This is a genomic window from Timaviella obliquedivisa GSE-PSE-MK23-08B, from assembly GCA_019358855.1.
Lineage (GTDB): Bacteria > Cyanobacteriota > Cyanobacteriia > Elainellales > Elainellaceae > Timaviella > Timaviella obliquedivisa.
On sequence record JAHHII010000002.1, the window covers coordinates 368,631 to 387,096 of the forward strand.

The 18,466-nt window shown below is 46.8% G+C and carries 13 protein-coding genes; 7 read left to right on the top strand and 6 right to left on the bottom strand.

What is annotated here, in order from left to right; all coding sequences use genetic code 11:
- Window positions 1–174: 174 nt before the first annotated feature.
- From KME11_05240 to KME11_05260, 5 genes are all read right to left on the bottom strand, one after another.
- Window positions 175–393 (bottom strand): ribbon-helix-helix domain-containing protein, encoded by a 219-nt coding sequence (locus KME11_05240; GenBank protein ID MBW4514611.1) that lies wholly within the window; start codon window positions 391–393, stop codon window positions 175–177.
- An 860-nt stretch (window positions 394–1,253) separates the two neighbouring features.
- Window positions 1,254–1,442 (bottom strand): 30S ribosomal protein S21, encoded by a 189-nt coding sequence (rpsU, locus tag KME11_05245; protein MBW4514612.1) that lies wholly within the window; start codon window positions 1,440–1,442, stop codon window positions 1,254–1,256.
- 124 nt (window positions 1,443–1,566) lie between these two features.
- Complete coding sequence (locus tag KME11_05250; protein ID MBW4514613.1) at window positions 1,567–1,908, bottom strand: RNA-binding protein; 342 nt, start codon at window positions 1,906–1,908, stop codon at window positions 1,567–1,569.
- A 198-nt stretch (window positions 1,909–2,106) separates the two neighbouring features.
- On the bottom strand, window positions 2,107–4,212 hold the full coding sequence (locus KME11_05255) for an AMP-binding protein (GenBank protein MBW4514614.1): 2,106 nt from the start codon (window positions 4,210–4,212) through the stop codon (window positions 2,107–2,109).
- A gap of 84 nt (window positions 4,213–4,296) precedes the next feature.
- The gene (locus KME11_05260; GenBank protein MBW4514615.1) at window positions 4,297–5,520 is read right to left on the bottom strand and encodes a glycosyltransferase; all 1,224 of its coding nucleotides are present in this window, start codon (window positions 5,518–5,520) and stop codon (window positions 4,297–4,299) included.
- Window positions 5,521–5,648: 128 nt separating this feature from the next.
- Here KME11_05260 and KME11_05265 point away from each other — a divergent pair, with 128 nt between their 5' ends.
- The 4 genes from KME11_05265 to gatB all read left to right on the top strand — a co-directional run bounded on the left by KME11_05265 (window position 5,649) and on the right by gatB (window position 12,376).
- Window positions 5,649–7,457 carry a fatty acyl-AMP ligase gene (locus KME11_05265; GenBank protein MBW4514616.1) on the top strand — a complete coding sequence of 603 codons (1,809 nt, stop codon included), beginning with the start codon at window positions 5,649–5,651 and terminating at the stop codon, window positions 7,455–7,457.
- The gene (locus KME11_05270; protein MBW4514617.1) at window positions 7,454–9,079 is read left to right on the top strand and encodes an alpha/beta hydrolase; all 1,626 of its coding nucleotides are present in this window, start codon (window positions 7,454–7,456) and stop codon (window positions 9,077–9,079) included. Before KME11_05265 ends, KME11_05270 begins: the two co-directional genes overlap by 4 nt.
- Window position 9,080: 1 nt before the next feature.
- Entirely contained in the window at window positions 9,081–10,817 is a 1,737-nt protein-coding gene (pabB, locus tag KME11_05275; GenBank protein MBW4514618.1) for an aminodeoxychorismate synthase component I, read from the top strand.
- Between the two features lie 74 nt (window positions 10,818–10,891).
- Window positions 10,892–12,376 carry an Asp-tRNA(Asn)/Glu-tRNA(Gln) amidotransferase subunit GatB gene (gene gatB, locus KME11_05280; protein MBW4514619.1) on the top strand — a complete coding sequence of 495 codons (1,485 nt, stop codon included), beginning with the start codon at window positions 10,892–10,894 and terminating at the stop codon, window positions 12,374–12,376.
- A 118-nt stretch (window positions 12,377–12,494) separates the two neighbouring features.
- Here gatB and KME11_05285 read toward each other — a convergent pair whose 3' ends face one another.
- Window positions 12,495–14,036 (bottom strand): hypothetical protein, encoded by a 1,542-nt coding sequence (locus KME11_05285; protein MBW4514620.1) that lies wholly within the window; start codon window positions 14,034–14,036, stop codon window positions 12,495–12,497.
- Window positions 14,037–14,506: 470 nt separating this feature from the next.
- On the opposite strand from KME11_05285, the gene KME11_05290 reads away from it, so the two are divergent.
- From KME11_05290 to ntrB, 3 genes are all read left to right on the top strand, one after another.
- Window positions 14,507–16,054 (top strand): ferredoxin--nitrite reductase, encoded by a 1,548-nt coding sequence (locus KME11_05290; protein MBW4514621.1) that lies wholly within the window; start codon window positions 14,507–14,509, stop codon window positions 16,052–16,054.
- A gap of 53 nt (window positions 16,055–16,107) precedes the next feature.
- Complete coding sequence (locus KME11_05295) at window positions 16,108–17,436, top strand: ABC transporter substrate-binding protein (protein MBW4514622.1); 1,329 nt, start codon at window positions 16,108–16,110, stop codon at window positions 17,434–17,436.
- Window positions 17,437–17,599: 163 nt separating this feature from the next.
- Complete coding sequence (gene ntrB, locus KME11_05300) at window positions 17,600–18,439, top strand: nitrate ABC transporter permease (GenBank protein MBW4514623.1); 840 nt, start codon at window positions 17,600–17,602, stop codon at window positions 18,437–18,439.
- Window positions 18,440–18,466: the final 27 nt, after the last annotated feature.

The following is an 18,466-nucleotide window of genomic DNA, read 5'->3' on the forward strand; positions in this document are numbered from 1 at the left end:
AGTATGCGAGTTAAGCAATATCACTGTAATCAGCAATACTTTAGCTACTCGATGTGGTAGGCTATACTGAAGCATAAAATTTAGGCGTTACGTGTGTAACGTCGCGAGTAAAAAGGGTTAGCTCTTGGGTCTTTGGCGGGACTGGAGCTAATTCTTTTTTTGTGGATAAAAGACTTAAGCTGCGTTGGTTTGAGCAGGTTGAACTTTGGCTCTCCGAGCCTTGAGGGCTGCTCGGATCATGGCGTTATCCCCGTGTTCTTCTTCTAAGAAGCTGAGGTAGCCTGCGAATAGTGCATCGCCTCGGTTCTTGTATCCAAGAGCACGTGAAGTCGCGTCGATGAACCACAAATCCTTTTCGGGGAGCCGAACAGAGGTAGAAATTCTGCCACTCATATTGTGTTTTCCTGAATTCGATATTTATATATTCAGTTATTAAATTAAAAAAGTCAAATATGATTTTTAATAAATCAAAAATGAGTTTCAAGTTTTTAGTCTTTTGCAAGTTCTCTGCCAACGGTTGAGGCGAGAAAAAGCTTGATTAAGGAATTTCTAAGGAATGAAGTTTTTAAGCTTGATTTGTAGCGTAGGATCATTGCTTAAAAGCCATTTCAAAATTCAGCGCGCCTGCTTTGGGAGCAGGATGTCGCAGGTTCGAATCCTGTCATCCCGACTTAGTTTAAGAGGATGTCTGAGAAGTCTAGATTGCTATCCGATCCGCCCCCTAAATCCCCCATTCTGGGGGACTTTGAAGGAGCATTGGTTCGGAAGTCCCCCAGAATGGGGGGTTGGGGGGCGAGTGTAAGAATCTTTGATACTTCTCAGACATCCTCTAAGCTTGATTTAGTTTCAGAGAAATTGGAGAGAGCATCCTGACCACAAGTTAGTCAGGTAGATTTGATAGTAAAAATAAAAAGCGATCGCTCCATTCAGAGTGTCATAGTCTTTTAGCTTCGAGGCTAGGATTCCATTGAGAATACCGTTAAGCAATTGGCGAAGAAGAGAAGGTGAAAGCCCTTTAGCTAGATAGTTCTTTTGATAAGTTCATTAGATGCGCTTTGGCTAATCTGAATATCAGAACCAAACAGCAAATAGTTCAATGAGTTAAATAATGGCTTTGTTTACAATTATCCAATCTTAGTGCAACGGTAATTGGATAATTTTCAGAAAAAGTAATAGCAAAAATAAAGAGCATAAAACTTACTAAAAAAGAAACCACTCAACACATCATGCACTGGTGGTTTTATAAAATAAGCTCAACTACTAAAATGCTTCCGGCGTTGCTTGCTGCGTGCCATTGCCTTACGCTTACGCTTCTCAATTGGGGTTTCAAAATGGCGATATTTCCTCATATCAGGAAAAATTCCCGCCCTAGAAACCTTACGCTTGAAACGACGGAGTGCTGACTCAATCCCTTCATTTTCACCGAGAATAATTTGAGCCATGCGATCGCCTCTCCAAATGAACGAACCAGAGCAATGAAAATGCCCCAAATAAAGATGAGGTAGGTCATTGACCTACCTGCACCGTCACAACACTAGATTTTTAGAAAAAACCTAGGAATGAATTTTAGTAACGGCGAGAGCCGCCGCCACCGCCACCGCCACCGCGGTTGCCACCGCCACCGCCACCGCCGCCACCCCAGCTTCCGCCAGAGGAACCGCGCTCTTCACGAGGCTTAGCTTTGTTGACCTTAAGGTCACGACCCATCCATTCAGCACCATCTAACGCTTCAATAGCAGCAGTTTCTTCAGCATCTGTGCTCATTTCCACAAATGCAAAGCCACGCATCCGACCTGTTTCTCGATCGGTGGGCAGTTGAACGCGCTTGACGGTTCCGTACTCAGCGAATACTTGAGTCAGGTCATCCTGTGTTGCTTCAAAGGATAGGTTACCGACATAAATCGACATGAAATCAATCTCCAGAATCAGAGGGGGTATAGAGAGTTAGATTCGGAGAAACGTAAATAACCACGTGCACAGCCGAAAATAATCCTATGAGGACATTAGCACAGGATGGGAAGATATGCATTGGGGATAAAGCGATCGATAGAATTTACTAATCCTCGCGATCGCGACCTTTAACGAATCTTGACGAATCTTTAAGTTCTACAAATGGATGCTAACCAGATGCTGAGCTAATGCCTCTATATTAGGATACTCCCAAAAGAGCATGGGGTCGAGTTTTTTTAAATGTAACCAATTGGCTAAGTCGCCTGTCAGGCTAACGGCAACCGACGAATCCAGCCCATAGTAAGCAAACGGCTGACTAGTATCAATTTCGTCGGGGTGCACTTTTAGGTAGATTGCTAGATTATGGCTCAACCAATCCTGGATTTCTAGCTCGGTTGGTTGCTCAAACTTTGTCGTTTCAAGCTGCGATCGCACCTCCCTTGCCTCTTCCTGAGAGGTAGAATTTGTCCAATAACAAACTCCCTCAAGCGTTCCACCCATAAAACTCGTTCGACAAACAAACCGTTGAATTTTTCCGCTGGATGTTCTGGGAATCTTTCCGGGCTTCAGCAAAACGACATCATACACCTGCAAATCATAATGTTCTGAGATTGCTTGGCGAATTGATCCCACGACTTCATTCGCATTCAAACCATTCAGTGCCGTCCGATTGACCTCCTGCATCACCACAAGTTGCTCAACTCCTTCTACTCTTACCGTAAACGCTGCACCAGAGTTAAGGGAAACTGATGGGTGACAATTCTTAACAATTTTTTCGATATCCTGGGGATAATAATTCATTCCTCGGATAATTAGCAGATCTTTCAATCGACCTGTTACAAATAATTCATTCCCCTCTAAAAAGCCTAAGTCTCCTGTCCTTAGGAAGGATTTCCCTCCATTGTTTAATCCTTTACTGTTTAATAAAGTCATCCTAAATGTTTTGCTTGTCTCTTCCTCCCGGTTCCAATACCCCATCGCTACACTTGTTCCCGCTACCCAAATTTCTCCCACTTGTCCATCTGGTAAAACCTGCAATGTTTCGGGATGGACGATTTGCAGTTCCTGATCTGATAAGCCTTGTCCACAGCTAACGACCTGACAATAATCAGCTTGACTACAATCAGCTTGACTACAATCAGCTTGACTACAATCAGCTTGACAACCATCAGTTTGAGCCGCTCCTGTCATTCCTTGCGGGTTGAAAGCGATCGCCTCATGTCTTTCTAATGCTGACTTTTGTAGATGCTTGACTGCTCCTGGCGTTCCCTTGACTTTTCCCGTCACCATCAAGGTTGCCTCCGCCAGTCCATAACAAGGAAAAAATGCCTCTTGCCGAAAGCCGCAGGGCTGGAGCAACTCTGCAAACTGATCTAATATCTCAGCCTGGATTGGTTCAGCCCCATTGAATGCAACCTGCCATTGGCTCAAGTCTAAATCCGATATCTGCTCCGGCTTGATTTTTTGGACGCACTGCTCGTAGGCAAAACTTGGCCCTCCGCTTGTGGTTGCACTGTAGGAAGCGATCGCTCGCAGCCATCGGACTGGGCTTTGCATAAACATGAGTGGCGACATTAACACGACTGGGAATCCGCCATACAGCGGTTGCAATACGCCACCAATCAACCCCATATCGTGATAAGGAGGCAGCCAAATGACTCCACAACTCTCATCCGAATATCCAAATCGCTCTTGAATTGCCGCCAGATTGTGCAGCAAATTGTCATGCGAAACCATTACTCCTTTGGGCTCATCGGTCGAACCTGAGGTATATTGCAAAAACGCCAACTTTCCTAATGCTAAATCCGGTAGTTCTCCCTCGCCCCAATCCTCTTCAGCTAACCCTTTCAAGCCTTGTAGTTCTGGTAATTGCTTTAACTGTGCCAAAATCTCAGGCGTAGTTAACATCACCGACGCTTCAGCATCCTCTACTAGATGCAGCAACCGATTGAGAGAGCGGTTTGGACGAGGAGGATAAGCTGGAACTGCAACGACTCCAGCACTTAAACAGCCTAAGAAAGCCGCGACATAATCTAATCCAGGCGGATACAGCAGCAATGCCCGATCGCCCCCTCGACAGCAATCCGACAACCGCGCCGCGATCGCTCCTACACGACGAGCTAAAGCCCTATAAGTTAAACTGACGGCTTGAGTTTCCCCATCTGTCAAAAACGTATAAGCAACCTGCTCTGGCTGACGAAGCGCCCGATCGCGCAAGATATCGACTAAAGTTGGCTGCATCTCCCGCTCAGAAGCACTCATCACCTTCTCCTAAATGCTTGGGATCAATAAACCATGCTCTCGCATCCTTCGTAGGTTAATTGTGCCAGTTTGTCGAGCTACACTCTAGAGCCGCTTCCGCGTGATCTCTTGCTCCCAAGCTTTCACCAAATTCCCTATGGTTTGCTCCCAATCGTATGCCTGCACTGATTCTTTTCCCTTCCTTCCCATTTCCCGACGCAGATCAGAATCGTTAATTAGGTGATTCAACTTCTTGGCAAAATCATCTACATTGCCTGGAGCAAATAAAAATCCATTAACACCATCTTGAATACTGTCAGTGACTCCCCCTGCATGAGGCGCGATCGCCGGAAGTCTTGTTGCAAACCCTTCCAGAATGGTCAGTCCTCGCGTTTCCTTCTCCGAAGCCGTGACCAGTACATCACAATTTGCCAACAAAGCCGGGATATCGTCTGGGGGAATCCGTCCTAAGAAATGTGCCAATTTCCCTAACCGCTCCGCAATTTCAGCGCGCATCTCTCCCTCTCCTGCGATTAAAATCGCGATCTGACTCATGTCTTGCTGTCGCGCCATCTTCTCCAGAGCGTTCATTGCAAACTTCCAACCCTTATCTGGCGTTAACCGTCCCACAAACACCAACTTCACCTTTTCTGCTAAATTCTCTAATCCATATTGCTTCTCGAAAAAATTTTGTTCCTGCAATTCCCCCTTAAACCTCTCTAAATCAACTCCCAAAAAATTCCCCCGCAATCCATTTCTAATTCCCATCTGCGTTACCTTTTCGTACGCATCCTGACTTCCTACCAGCGTCACATCATAGGCGTTATACACCCAGGCAAACAGCCGCCTCAAAATAAATTGCAACCCGCGCAATATTGGCATTGGCACCTTCAAAAAGTCCTCTGCATATTCCACAAAATTAGTATGGAAAAAACTTACGCAAGGAATCCCTATCTTCTTAGCAAATTTTATGCCTGGGAACCGGAGTAAACCATTCGCCAATCGCTCCGGCTCATCGACATGAATGACATCTGGCTGAAACGAGACTAGCTCTCGAAGCACTGTTTCATAAGATTTCGAGCTAACATTTCGTTCAAACTCAATTCCCATGTAGGGCGTACTTGCTAAGTTCACAATCCTCACCCCTGGCAAAATTTGCCCCGTGAACTCCCGCCAATTTGGATACACCTTTTCAATAGACTGGTAATCAGGACAAAATAACAGCACTTCGTGTCCCCATCGACTCAACCACCGTAGCCGATTCATTTGAGCCACTGTTACTCCATCGACTACGGGCAAAAACCCAGAACTCAAAATCGCAATTTTCATAAAAAATCCTGACGAATCACTCCTCCAGCCTGATAATAATCTGAAGTTACGATCGCCACTCATTTGGCAAGCCCAGACGCAAGCCCAGACGCGAGCCCAGACGCAAGCCCAGACGCAAGCCCAGACCTATGCAAACCGTAGTAGACCTATTACGCCACCGGGCTCAAGTTCAAGCAAATCAGACCGCTTACATATTTTTGAAGAACGGCGAACTCGCTCCTACCCTTATTACCTACGCAGAACTGGCAGGAAAAGCAGAGGCGATCGCCACACATCTCGCCCCCTATGCCACTGAAAGAGCCCTTCTGATCTATTCCTATGAATCAGGACTAGAGTTCATTACCGCCTTCTATGCCTGTCTTTGCGCCGGAGTCATTGCGGTGCCTTGCCACCCGCCTCGCAACCAACAAGACTTTACCGATCTTCAGGCACGTCTGACTTCCGCCCAAGCCAAAATTATTCTCACCGAAGCTGCTCTTCACTCCAAACTTCGTCCGCTGACTCCTCAATCGTGGATCATCACTAATCAACTTGCCTCAGTTGGGCGATCGCCCTTACCTCTGATCACAGCCGAGCATCTTGCCTTTTTGCAATACACCTCCGGCTCTACAGGCATCCCTAAAGGCGTAATGGTCACCCATGCTTGCATCCGCAGCAATCAAAAAACCTTGGAAATTGCCTTTGGCAGTAACCCGCAAACCATCAGCGTCGGCTGGCTTCCTCTTTTTCATGACATGGGACTGATTGGCAATATCCTTCAGCCCTTGCACTTGGGCATTCCTAGCATTCTCATGTCTCCCCTTGCTTTTATTCAAAAACCCGTTCGCTGGCTCCAAGCCCTCTCTCATTACCAAGCGACTACCAGCGGTGCCCCCAACTTTGCCTACGATCTTCTCTGCCGTCAAACAACCCCTCAACAGCGGCAAACCCTTGACCTGAGCCATTGGGAAGTCGCCTTCACAGGAGCCGAACCGATCCGCACCCAAACCCTGAGCCAATTTGCCGCGACCTTTGCTCCATGTGGCTTTCGCTCCCGCGCCTTTTATCCTTGCTACGGCATGGCAGAAGCTACCCTCTTGATTACGGGCAGCATCAAAACCGAGCCGCCCACTATCATTGACCTCAACCCAGTTTTCCTGAAAGAGAACCGAGCGATCGAAACCAGTGCCGCCGATCCTGAAAAGCGCTCCATCATTAGCTGTGGTCGCCCTTGGCTAGACACTCAAATCGTCATCGTCGATCCCCAGGCTCTCAAGCCTTGTCCCTCAGACCAAATTGGAGAAATTTGGGTGACTGGCTCAGGGATTGGCAAAGGCTATTGGAATTTGCCTGAACAAACTCGGCAAACTTTCCAAGCCACCCTCACCCAATATCCCGATCAAACCTTTCTGCGCACTGGCGACCTCGGCTTTCTCAAAAACCAGGAGCTTTACATCACAGGTCGCCTTAAAGAAATCCTGGTTTTCTGGGGCTTCAATCACTACCCCCAACACATTGAACAAACCGCCGAAAACTGCCATCCGGCTCTCCGTTCCAATGCCAGCGCTGCTTTTGCTGTACCCGTAGAGGGCGAAGAAAAGCTCGTGATTGCCCTAGAAGTCGATCGCCACTATCGCCACAGCCTAGACGTAGAAACTACTGTAGAGGCGATTCGCTGGGCAGTATTTGACCAACACTTTGTTGATGTCTACGCGATCGCCTTCCTCAAACCCGGTAGCCTGCCTAAAACCTCCAGCGGCAAAATTCAGCGCCAAACCTGTCAAGAAAAGTTTCTCGCCCAGCAGCTAAATTTAGTGGCAGAATGGCGATCGCCCCAACCCCATGACATCACCACCCTGCTCAAAAAATATCTGACTCCGACTACCCACGTCCGACGTTATCTCTCTCTGCTACGCAGCAAACTTAAAAGAAGTTTATCCCTACTGCTTAAACGATGATTTGCAAACCCCAAGCTTGGCTCGCTACTTTCATTCTCACTGCTATCATCGCGATCGCTGCTCCTGCTAAAGCCGCCGACCGCATCTATTTCAACTATGGTCCTTTCGAGTTTTCTGTTGCAGTAGATGACCTCGACCAATTTGCTCAAACGGGCACCATTCCCCCCGATTTGAAGTTCATCCTCAATCGCTTCAGCCCTGAACGACAAGACCAAATTAGAACACTCCTTCGCCTTAAAAACGAGGTTAACCCGGTTACTCTCTCCCGTGTCACTTATACTGTCACCGCCGAACGGTTGATTACCCGCCTTGGCGACCTAATTCAAACCCGCGATCGCCAGAACGGATTCTATGCTATCCGGGCTGCTCTCCTCCAAGCTGCTGCCGATCCTGAAGGACTCAGCCTTCTCAACTTCCTCCAAAAATTTCCGACTGATCTCCGCCTAAATCTTACAGGCACCCTAAAATTTGTCAACCAACTCAAAACAACAATTCAAGAAACCGATACTTTTGTTGCAGATTTAGAAAAAGAAACCACAAAAATTGCTCAGTCTAACCCTCCAGTAGATCCAACTCAAATACCTGATTTACGACAGCCTGGAAAACTTGCGGTAGTCACGCAAGCGTTAAGCTTAAAAGATGAAAAACGCGCGCTGCCTCGCAGATACCCCGAAGGTCGCCCCCTCACGATCGATCTTTATCGTCCCAACACTTCAAACCCGACTCCCGTTATTTTCATTTCCGGCGGCTTAGGTGGCGAACGTAGCCACTTCAAAGACCTGGCTCGACACCTAGCATCCCAGGGCTTCACAGCCATAGTTCTCGATCATCCCGGCAGCAACGCCCAGCGTCAGAGAGATTTCTTCAAAGGACTCTATAGCGAAAACTTTGACAGCCAAGACTTTATCGATCGCCCCCTAGATATTTCCTTTGTGCTAGATGAACTCACCCGCCGTAATGCCAACGAATTTAACAATCAACTCAACCTGCACCAAGTGGGAATGTTTGGCTATTCCTTAGGCGGCACCGCAGCCCTTGCTTTAGCAGGTGCAACGATCAACTTTAATCAGCTAGAACAGGACTGTGGTAATCAAATTAACATTATCAACATTGCTGTTCTCTACCAATGTCGTGCCCTAGAACTTCCTCGTGACAAGTATCAGTTAAAGGACGATCGCATCAAAGCCATATTTTTATTCGTTCCATCTAGCAAACATCTCTACGGTAGCCAGGGCATTAACCAGGTTCGTATTCCTGTTTTCTGGCAAGCCACGAACGAAGATATCGTTACGCCTCTCCTGCTTGAACAAGTTCCTATGTTTAATGCGTTACCATCTCCTAAGAAGTACCTGGCAGTATCCCAAAAGCTGCCCCATACCCGTGTTATTTTACAGTTACTCGATCGCGTTACAGGCACTAACCGTGCCATGCTTTCTGATGAACTTTTTAATGTTACGCAAAATTATCTAAAAACATTCAACACAGCATTCTTTAAAACGTTTATTAGTCAGGATAAAACCTATCAAACCTATCTCACTGCATCTTACGCAAAAGCCTTTGCTCAGCAACCCTACAGTCTCACTTTAATTGAATCAGGGCAACACCTCGTGAATAGAAATTAGCATGGCATCCACTGCACCTACCGTTATCATCCACGACGTTCAAAGCCAGACTTGGCTTGATTTCCACGATCCTGTAACCATCCTCGTAGCCCACACGCCCGACCAAGTTCTGTCCCTCTTAGAAACGCTTCAACAACAAATCGATCAACACCATTTGTACGCCGCAGGTTTTCTAAGCTACGAAGCTTCTCTCGCGTTTGATCCTGCCTTTACGGTCAAACCGACTCTGTTTCCCCTAGCCTGGTTTGGACTTTATTCCAAACCCGAAGTCATTAACCTGCCTCCACTCTCCTTGTCCCAACCCCTGAACTGGATACCCGACATCACCCGAGCTCAATATGACGAAGCCTTTAACCAGGTCAAACACTACATTTGCCAAGGTCTTACCTATCAAGTCAACTTATCTTTTCGCCTCAACGCTCAGTTTCCACAATCCCCTTGGCACTACTTCAACCAGCTTGCTCAAAACGCCCAATATGGAGCTTTTATTGAAACCCCAGACTGGGCAATTTGCTGTGCCTCGCCAGAACTCTTTTTTCGCCAAAACCACCACGAAATTCATTGCCGACCCATGAAAGGTACTGTTCCACGCGGGTTGACCCATAAGGGCGATCGCCTCCTCGCTCAATGGCTGCAAAACTCCAAAAAAAACCAGGCTGAAAATATCATGATTGTAGACATGATTCGCAACGATCTAGGACGCATCGCGCAGGTAGGCACCGTCAAAGTCAATAGCCTCTTCAACATTGAGCAGTATCCTACCCTTTGGCAAATGACATCCTCGGTTCAATGCCATACCCAAACCACTCTCAGTGAAATCTTTCAAGCTCTCTTCCCCTGTGCTTCTATTACAGGCGCACCTAAACGGCAAACGATGAAAATTATTGCAGAATTAGAAAATACGCCCCGCAAAATATACACGGGCACTATCGGGTTTATTACGCCTGATAGAACGTCGCAATTCAATGTTGCCATCCGCACCGTTCTCATTAATAAGAACGACCAAACCGCAGAATATGGAGTGGGCGGTGGCATCGTTTGGGACTCTCAAGCAGGAGAAGAATTTGAAGAATGTCGCACAAAAGCCAAAATTCTGACTGCCCAGCCACCCGAATTTTCACTGCTAGAAACGCTGCTCTGGACACCTGAAAAAGACTATTTTTTACTAAATTTGCACCTTGAAAGACTCATCGCATCAGCCGAGTACTTTGCCTTTCCAACTGATCAATCAACGGTACAAAATTACCTCAAAGCGATCGCCCTTACCTTTCCACCGCATCCTCAAAAAGTCCGTCTGCTTCTCTCCAGCCAAGGTACTTTAACCCACGAATCCAGTCTACTTGTTCAAACTCACACGCCCTTACGAGTTTGCCTTGCACCCTCTCCAGTAAAATCTAGCCACGTTTTCCTTTACCACAAAACTAGCGATCGCCAAATTTACGCGCAAGCACAACAGCAATGCCCTGGTTACGACGACGTTATTTTATGGAATGAAAACGGAGAACTCACCGAATTTTGTACTGGAAATCTGGTCGTTGAACTGGACGGACAATGGTACACGCCGCCGATTGAGTGTGGATTATTGCCAGGAACGTATCGGGCTTGGCTTTTAGAGCAAGGAATGATTCAAGAGCGGATCATTCGGGTTAAAGAATTAGCAAATTGTGCACATGTTTTCTTAGTAAACTCAGTGCGGCAGAAACGAGAAGCGATCATTGATCCACCTTTCAGCATTTAACATTACTCGTCATGAGTGTTTAGTCGTAAAATAGATATACTGCTTAGAATTAGCTCAAAATTACGATCGCCCCTATGACTGCTGCAACCCCCGTCAAAACCCAGTACGAGGCAATTATTGGTCTAGAAACCCATTGCCAACTCAGTACCGAAACCAAAATCTTTTCCACCAGTTCGGCTCAGTTTGGCGCTGACCCCAACACTAACATCGATCCGGTGTGTATGGGGCTACCAGGGACGCTGCCTGTGTTGAATCAAAAGGTGTTGGAGTATGCAGTTAAGGCAGGACTGGCGTTGAATGCTCAGATTGCGCCCTACAGCAAGTTCGATCGCAAACAATATTTTTACCCCGACCTGCCCAAAAACTATCAAATTTCGCAGTACGACTTGCCGATCGCTGAGCATGGTTGGCTAGAGATTGAGCTAGTGGATGCAGACGGGAGTTCACGTCGTAAGCGCATTGGGGTGACGCGGCTGCACATGGAAGAAGACGCAGGAAAACTGGTGCATGGTGGCAGCGATCGCCTGGCTGGCTCAACGTATTCTTTAGTGGATTACAATCGCGCGGGTGTTCCTTTAGTAGAAATTGTCTCCGAACCTGATTTGCGATCGGGGCAGGAAGCCGCAGAATATGCTCAAGAGATGCGTCGAATTATGCGTTATTTAGGCGTAAGCGATGGCAACATGCAAGAAGGTTCGCTGCGCTGTGATGTCAATATTTCGGTGCGCCCAGTGGGGACTGAGAAATTTGGCACCAAGGTCGAAATTAAGAATATGAACTCGTTTAATGCCATTCATCGGGCGATCGATTATGAAATTGAGCGGCAAATTGAAGCGATCGCCGCAGGCGAAAAAATCGTTCAAGAAACTCGTCTGTGGGATGAAAGCTCACAGCGGACGTTCAGTATGCGAGTCAAGGAAGGCTCCAGCGACTATCGCTACTTTCCCGAACCAGATTTGGGGCCCATTGAAGTTACTCCAGAACAGTTGACGCGCTGGAAGGCTGATTTACCAGAACTGCCCGCAACTAAACGCCGTCGCTATGAAACAGAGATGGGTTTGTCGGCTTATGATGCGCGGGTGATGACGGATGACCGAGCAATGGCAGAATATTTTGAGGCGACCGTTGCTGCTGGGGCTGGGGCGAAGCTGGCGGCGAACTGGATTATGGGTGATATCAGTGCCTATCTTAACAATGAAAAGCTAACCATTGGGGCGATCGCGCTTAAGCCTGAGATGCTGGCAGAGATGGTTGGGTTAATTGAATCGAACACGATTAGTAACAAGATTGGTAAGGATATTTTACCGGAGTTGTTAACGAAGGGCGGATCGGCAAAAGCGTTAGTAGAAAGTAAAGGTTTAGTTCAAGTCTCTGATCCAACAGTGATTGAAGAGGCGATCGACAAAGTGTTAGCGGCTCACCCAGATGAGTTGGAAAAGTATAGAGGTGGGAAGAAAAACATGGCAGGCTTCTTTGTGGGACAAGTCATGAAGCAAACGGGCGGAAAGGCAGACCCGAAGCTAACCAATCAGTTGTTGATGAAAAAGCTGGAAGGTTAATTCTTTTGAATTGAATCTAGATGCTAGATCATTAATGGGGCGATCGCGGCTTTGAGTAGATTCATACTTCTACTCAGCAATGCCCACAGCGACTCATTTATTTAAAGGCTGCGATCGCTCACTGATAGGCAAGTTCTTTGAACTCATCATGTTCAGGAAAAGGATAAACCCGCAAATTCTGACTAAGATTAATATTAAGCCGCTGATAAAACATTGGATGAACCACACAATAATCCGTTACCATCAGCGGTAATCTTGCTTTTGAACTATATTCAAAGTCTGCTTCCACAAAACCTGATTTTTGATCAATTCGTCGCGTTCGCCCAATGATGCCAAGCTCGGCGATGAGTTGCCGAAACGCCAGAGGAGAATATTCACCAGACGGCCATTCCGATGCAGTCAGCGGCGCTCTTTTATCTAGTTCATTCCCTTTAAAGATCATCGGCAAACCCGAGAGCGCTTCTACAATTCTACCAACTTTAGGATAAACAGAACTATAGGAGTTAAGTACCTCTTCTGCCAGGGCATACTGACCTTCTGCAACTGCTTTGACAATCATTTTGGGGTGAAAAAGAGGAAATGTTTTCTCTTGAAACGCTCGATCTGCGATCTTGTTACAAAGCACGATTAGTTGCCGAGGACGCATTTGTGTATGCCGCAACACGTAAGGAAAAGACAGTTCAGATAGTCCTCTGTCATTCTGCAAGCTGTTGCCAAAATAGGGATTCCACATCTTCTCACGGACTTCGTTGTAGTCATCCCATTTAATATTGGCAGACTCTTTAGAAAGCTGACCCACCGCCTGTAAATAGTGATGAAATCGCCAGCTAATGAGTCGCATCAAGTCTCTAGGTCGCCAGTGCAAGTAAATTTCATGCCGAATGAATTTCAGCGTATTAAGAATGACTTCTTCTTTCAGGTAGGGAAAAACTTCAGCCATCAAAAAGATCTTTAAATGAACTCCATTTCTAGCGTGATCTCGATTAAACTCGGAACCGCACTGAATCAGCGCTGCGATCGTTCGCATCATGATGTCATCATGGATGGCATAATTTTCTAACGTATCGATCGCCACAATAATTGGTTTTTTGCACGCCAGTTCCAGTACGGCTGCTTTACCTGCGGCAATTCTCTCATCTGAAAGAATGGCTTCTAATTCACTCAATAAATCGCCTTCGGTTTCTAAAAAGTGATTGACTAAAGCGCTAAGCGTATGGCGAATGAAGTTAGAAACTTTGCCATTTTCGTCACCAAAAATACAGGCAGCCCGAATCCGAATATCTTGATCTTTTAGCTCTCTAAAGATAATTAACCAAATTAGAAAATTCCATATTTTTGCAATTTTAGGAATCGCCACTTCCCGAGACTGCATTGTTAGTTTGGAAACTTTTTCCAGCACTTGGTCAAAGGCTACAGGCTCATCTACATCGATCGCGATCGTATTACGAAGCTGCTTTTGGAAGGAGAAGAATTGAGCCAGGGCAGTTTTTCCCGATCCTCGTCTGCCCACAATAAGAAACACGTTTGGATCGAGCGATAAGCTGTTGAATCGGGTTTCGTAAAAGAAATATTCGCTGTACTCTTGCTTGAGGAGCTTCACTTCAGATTCACAGTCTGCCTCTCCAAAAGGACTGACTTGCTTAGCAGTTTCCTGATCCACCTGGGTTCTCCTCTATCTTCAAGACGGGGGCTATCTGTTCACATCATACGGGAGCCGAATTAACTGTGTAATTCTCCTTGTAAATATTTTATTCTATTCAGTTGTTTTAGAACCCATCCGAATTGTTTACAAAGCAGGTTTTATAAATTCTCCAACTCATCAAGCCCACTAATTCTCTATTCATTGATTAGAAAGAGTCATCTTATACCAATGCAATAGGGCGATTGCAGTAAGATGCGCTTCTATAATTCGCGATCAACAGCAACCCCTTACGGGTATCTCAAACGGCACAACAGCTTCAAAAACTCTAGCCAATGCAAAAGACGCATAGAAATCTCGCAGATCCTTCATAATTTGCAAGATTTTGTAACAGAAGTCACGAAACTAGAGGTTGATTCACCCTACCTTAGCTTTCAGTGGTTCCAATTCGGTTGGGTTCGTCCCAAATCAATAAACCCATGGTTACTATGATGACTGAGCAAGCGCCTAGCTTAAACAAGTTTGAAAAACTCAAGGTCGAAAAAGACGGTTTGGCAGTCAAGGCAGATTTAGAAAGCTTTGCCCAAGTCGGCTGGGAAGCAATGGATGAAACCGATCGGGATCACCGCCTCAAGTGGTTAGGTATCTTTTTTCGCCCAGTGACTCCGGGCAAGTTCATGATGCGGCTGCGCTTGCCCAGCGGCATCATCAGCAGTGTTCAAATGCGAGTCCTCGCCGAAATTGTTCAGCGCTATGGAGAAGATGGCAATGCCGATATTACTACACGGCAAAACTTACAGCTTCGAGGCATTCGGATTGAAGATTTACCTGATATTTTTCAGCGGCTCGCCAGCGTTGAAATGACCAGCGTGCAATCAGGCATGGACAATGTACGAAATATCACAGCGTCTCCGGTGGCAGGGTTAGATGGCGATGAATTAATTGATGTGAGAGACTTGGTGCAACAAGTCCAGGACATGATTACGAACAGTGGACAGGGAAATCCTGAGTTTACGAATCTGCCCCGCAAATTTAACATTGCGATCGAAGGCGGACGCGACAATTCAATTCATGCAGAAATTAATGATATTGCTTTCGTTCCAGCATTTCAAGACGTTGAAGGCGAGTCTCAACTAGGCTTTAATGTCGTTGTGGGCGGGTTCTTCTCTGCAAAGCGTTGTGAAGCCGCAATTCCGCTGAACGTCTGGGTCTTGCCTGGTGAGGTCGTCGCTCTCTGTCGCACCATTCTGGAAGTATACCGCGACCATGGACTGCGTGCAAATCGCCAGAAGTCACGGCTAATGTGGCTCATTGATGAATGGGGTCTAGAACGGTTTCGATCGGCTGTTGAGCAACAGATCGGACACACGCTTCACTTTGCTGCCGCGAAAGATGAAATTGACTGGGAGAAAAGAGATCACATTGGCATATATCCGCAGAAGCAACCCGGCTTGAACTACGTCGGAATATTAATTCCTGTAGGGCGTTTATACGCCTCTGACCTGTTTGAACTGGCGCGAATCGCTGAAGTTTATGGTAGCAGCGAGCTTCGGCTAACCATTGAACAGAATGTGATTATTCCCAACATCCCTAACACTCGGCTAGAAGCATTTTTGCAAGAGCCTGTGTTGGAAAAGTTTGCAGTTAACCCCAGTCCACTGATGCGATCGCTCGTATCCTGTACTGGGTCACAGTTCTGCAATTTTGCCCTAATTGAAACCAAAAATCGGGCACTGGCAATGATCAAAGAATTGGAAACAGAAATAGAAGCTCCCCAACCCGTGAGAATTCACTGGACGGGCTGCCCTAATTCTTGTGGTCAGCCGCAGGTTGCCGACATTGGTTTAATGGGTACCAAAGTCCGTAAAGATGGCAAGACGGTCGAAGGAGTAGACATCTACATGGGCGGCAAAGTGGGCAAAGATGCTCATTTGGGTGCTTGCGTCACTAAGGGAATTCCCTGCGACGATTTGAAGCCCGTCTTGCACAATTTGCTCATCGAGCATTTCGGTGCCCGTAGCAAAGCGGTTGTAGCCTAATCGTTCCTCATTACACAAACTGCTCTCTCAAACTGAAATTTCACCAGGTAAATATGTCTAACTTGTCCAGACGGAAATTTATGATCGCGGCAGGCGCCACTACTGCTGCTACCTTATTGGTTCATGGCTGTACCTCCACTGCCGAAAATCCGGCTGCATCCACAGGCAGCGCTTCTGGCGCGTCGCCATCTCCCGTTGCCGCAGGTGATGCGCCGGAAGTGACCACTGCCAAGCTGGGCTTCATTGCCCTAACTGACTGCGCTCCTCTAGTGATCGCTAGAGAAAAAGGGCTGTTTGCTAAGTACGGCATGACGGATGTGACGGTTGAGAAACAAACCTCTTGGGCAGTGACCCGTGACAACTTAGAACTGGGTGCCAAAGGCGGCGGCATTGATGGAGCCCATATTCTCAGTCCCCTCCCTTACTTAATGACCACGGGCAAAATCACCAAGGGCAACAATCCAGTGCCCATGAACATCCTGGCTCGGCTCAATACCGATGGTCAGGGAATTTCTTTGTCCAACGATTATAAAGATCTTAAGGTTGGCACCGATAGCTCTGTCCTTAAGGATAGAATTACTGCTGCCGCTGCCGCAGGCAAGAAGTTTAAGTGTGCAGTCACTTTTCCGGGCGGCACCCACGATATTTGGATGCGCTACTGGTTGGCGGCAGGTGGCATTGATCCTGAAAAAGATGTCGATATCGTCGTTATTCCACCGCCACAAATGGTTGCCAACATGGAAACAAAAACCATGGATGCTTTCTGTGTGGGCGAACCCTGGAATGGTCGGTTAGTCAGCAAAGGACTAGGTTTTACAGCAGTCACTACTGGGGAACTGTGGAAAAATCATCCTGAAAAAGCGTTTACCATGCGTGCCGACTGGGTTGAACAAAATCCTAAAGCTGCTAAAGCGATCACGATGGCAATTCTAGAAGCGCAAATTTGGTGTGATGAGCCAGCTAACAAAGAAGAAATGTGTGAGATCATTTCTGCTGATAAATACATTAAGGCACCTGCAGAAGACATTTTAGAGCGGGCGAAGGGCAATTTTGATTTTGGCAATGGTCGCAAACTTGAAAACAGCAACTTGCTGATGAAGTTTTTCAAGGAAGATTCTTCCTATCCCTTTAAGAGCCACGATGCTTGGTTTGTAACTGAAGATATTCGCTGGGGTAAGTTACCTGCTGATACTGACGTGAACAAGTTGGTAGATCAGGTTAACCGAGAAGATATTTGGAAGGAAGCAGCAAAGACGATCGGGCAGGAAGCTGCTATTCCTAAGAGCACCTCACGCGGGGTAGAAACTTTCTTTGATGGCACCAAGTTTGATCCGGCTGATCCGGCTGCTTACCTGAAGGGACTCAAGATTAAGAAGGCTTAAGAACTTCTAGCCAGATACTCTCGTTTTTAGGATTTGCCTGGGAACGAGAGTATCTCAGAACAAAGTTTTTCACCGTCAGTCCTATCACCGCCTGGGTAACAAAAGACTCAGAACTGAAACACTAAACCTCATAACCTTAAAAGGTTCAGCAGGAATCCTCACCATGACAACTAATACCTCCCTTCGTCCTAACGCTTCTTCTCAATGGTCAGAGCGGCTCAATAAGCAGGGGGCACAGCTTTTGCCGCCCATTGTTTTCACGTTGGCGATTCTGGCGATATGGCAACTGCTGTGCCTGAGCCCGACATCTCTGATTCCGGGGCCCATTCGCATGGTTAGCGATACCTGGAATTATATTATCGATCCATTTTTTGACAATGGCGGCACCGACAAAGGCTTGGGCTGGCAAATTTTGATTAGCTTGCAGCGTGTCGCACTGGGGTATTCGATCGCTGCTGTCGTTGGCATTGTAGTTGGCGCAATCATTGGCAGCAATATGTTGATTCGCCGAGGGTCTGATCCCATCATTCAGGTTTTACGAACCGTTCCTCCCCTGGCATGGTTACCGATCGCCCTGGGCGTATTTCAAAACAGTGATCCCGCAGCGATCTTTGTCATCTTCATTACTGCCGTCTGGCCCATTATTATCAATACGGCAATGGGCGTTCAACAAATTCCTCAAGACTATAAAAACGTAGCAAAAGTTTTACGTTTATCGCCTCAGGAATATATTTTTAGCGTTCTCATTCCCGCTACAGTTCCCTATGTGTTCACAGGCTTACGAATTGGTGTGGGTTTGGCTTGGTTAGCGATCGTTGCAGCCGAAATGCTGAAAGCGAATGGTGGTATTGGTTTCTTTATTTGGGATGCGTACAATAGCAGCGGCAGCGACGGCAACAGTCAGATTATTTTGGCAATCATTTACATGGGTCTGGTTGGCTTGGTGTTAGACAAATTAGTCGGTTGGGTGGGTCATTTGATCTCTCCGGGTGAACAGCACTAATTTCATCGTCCTCTTATTCCCTATTTG

Excerpts from the sequence above, each read along its gene's own strand:
- KME11_05295 (MBW4514622.1), top strand. The coding sequence starts at position 16,108 with ATGTCTAACTTGTCCAGACGGAAATTTATGATCGCGGCAGGCGCCACT.
- KME11_05240 (MBW4514611.1), bottom strand. The coding sequence starts at position 393 with ATGAGTGGCAGAATTTCTACCTCTGTTCGGCTCCCCGAAAAGGATTTG.
- KME11_05250 (MBW4514613.1), bottom strand. The coding sequence starts at position 1,908 with ATGTCGATTTATGTCGGTAACCTATCCTTTGAAGCAACACAGGATGAC.
- KME11_05260 (MBW4514615.1), bottom strand. The coding sequence starts at position 5,520 with ATGAAAATTGCGATTTTGAGTTCTGGGTTTTTGCCCGTAGTCGATGGA.
- KME11_05270 (MBW4514617.1), top strand. The coding sequence starts at position 7,454 with ATGATTTGCAAACCCCAAGCTTGGCTCGCTACTTTCATTCTCACTGCT.
- KME11_05290 (MBW4514621.1), top strand. The coding sequence starts at position 14,507 with ATGACTGAGCAAGCGCCTAGCTTAAACAAGTTTGAAAAACTCAAGGTC.
- gatB (MBW4514619.1), top strand. The coding sequence starts at position 10,892 with ATGACTGCTGCAACCCCCGTCAAAACCCAGTACGAGGCAATTATTGGT.
- ntrB (MBW4514623.1), top strand. The coding sequence starts at position 17,600 with ATGACAACTAATACCTCCCTTCGTCCTAACGCTTCTTCTCAATGGTCA.
- rpsU (MBW4514612.1), bottom strand. The coding sequence starts at position 1,442 with ATGGCTCAAATTATTCTCGGTGAAAATGAAGGGATTGAGTCAGCACTC.
- KME11_05265 (MBW4514616.1), top strand. The coding sequence starts at position 5,649 with ATGCAAACCGTAGTAGACCTATTACGCCACCGGGCTCAAGTTCAAGCA.
- KME11_05255 (MBW4514614.1), bottom strand. The coding sequence starts at position 4,212 with ATGAGTGCTTCTGAGCGGGAGATGCAGCCAACTTTAGTCGATATCTTG.
- pabB (MBW4514618.1), top strand. The coding sequence starts at position 9,081 with ATGGCATCCACTGCACCTACCGTTATCATCCACGACGTTCAAAGCCAG.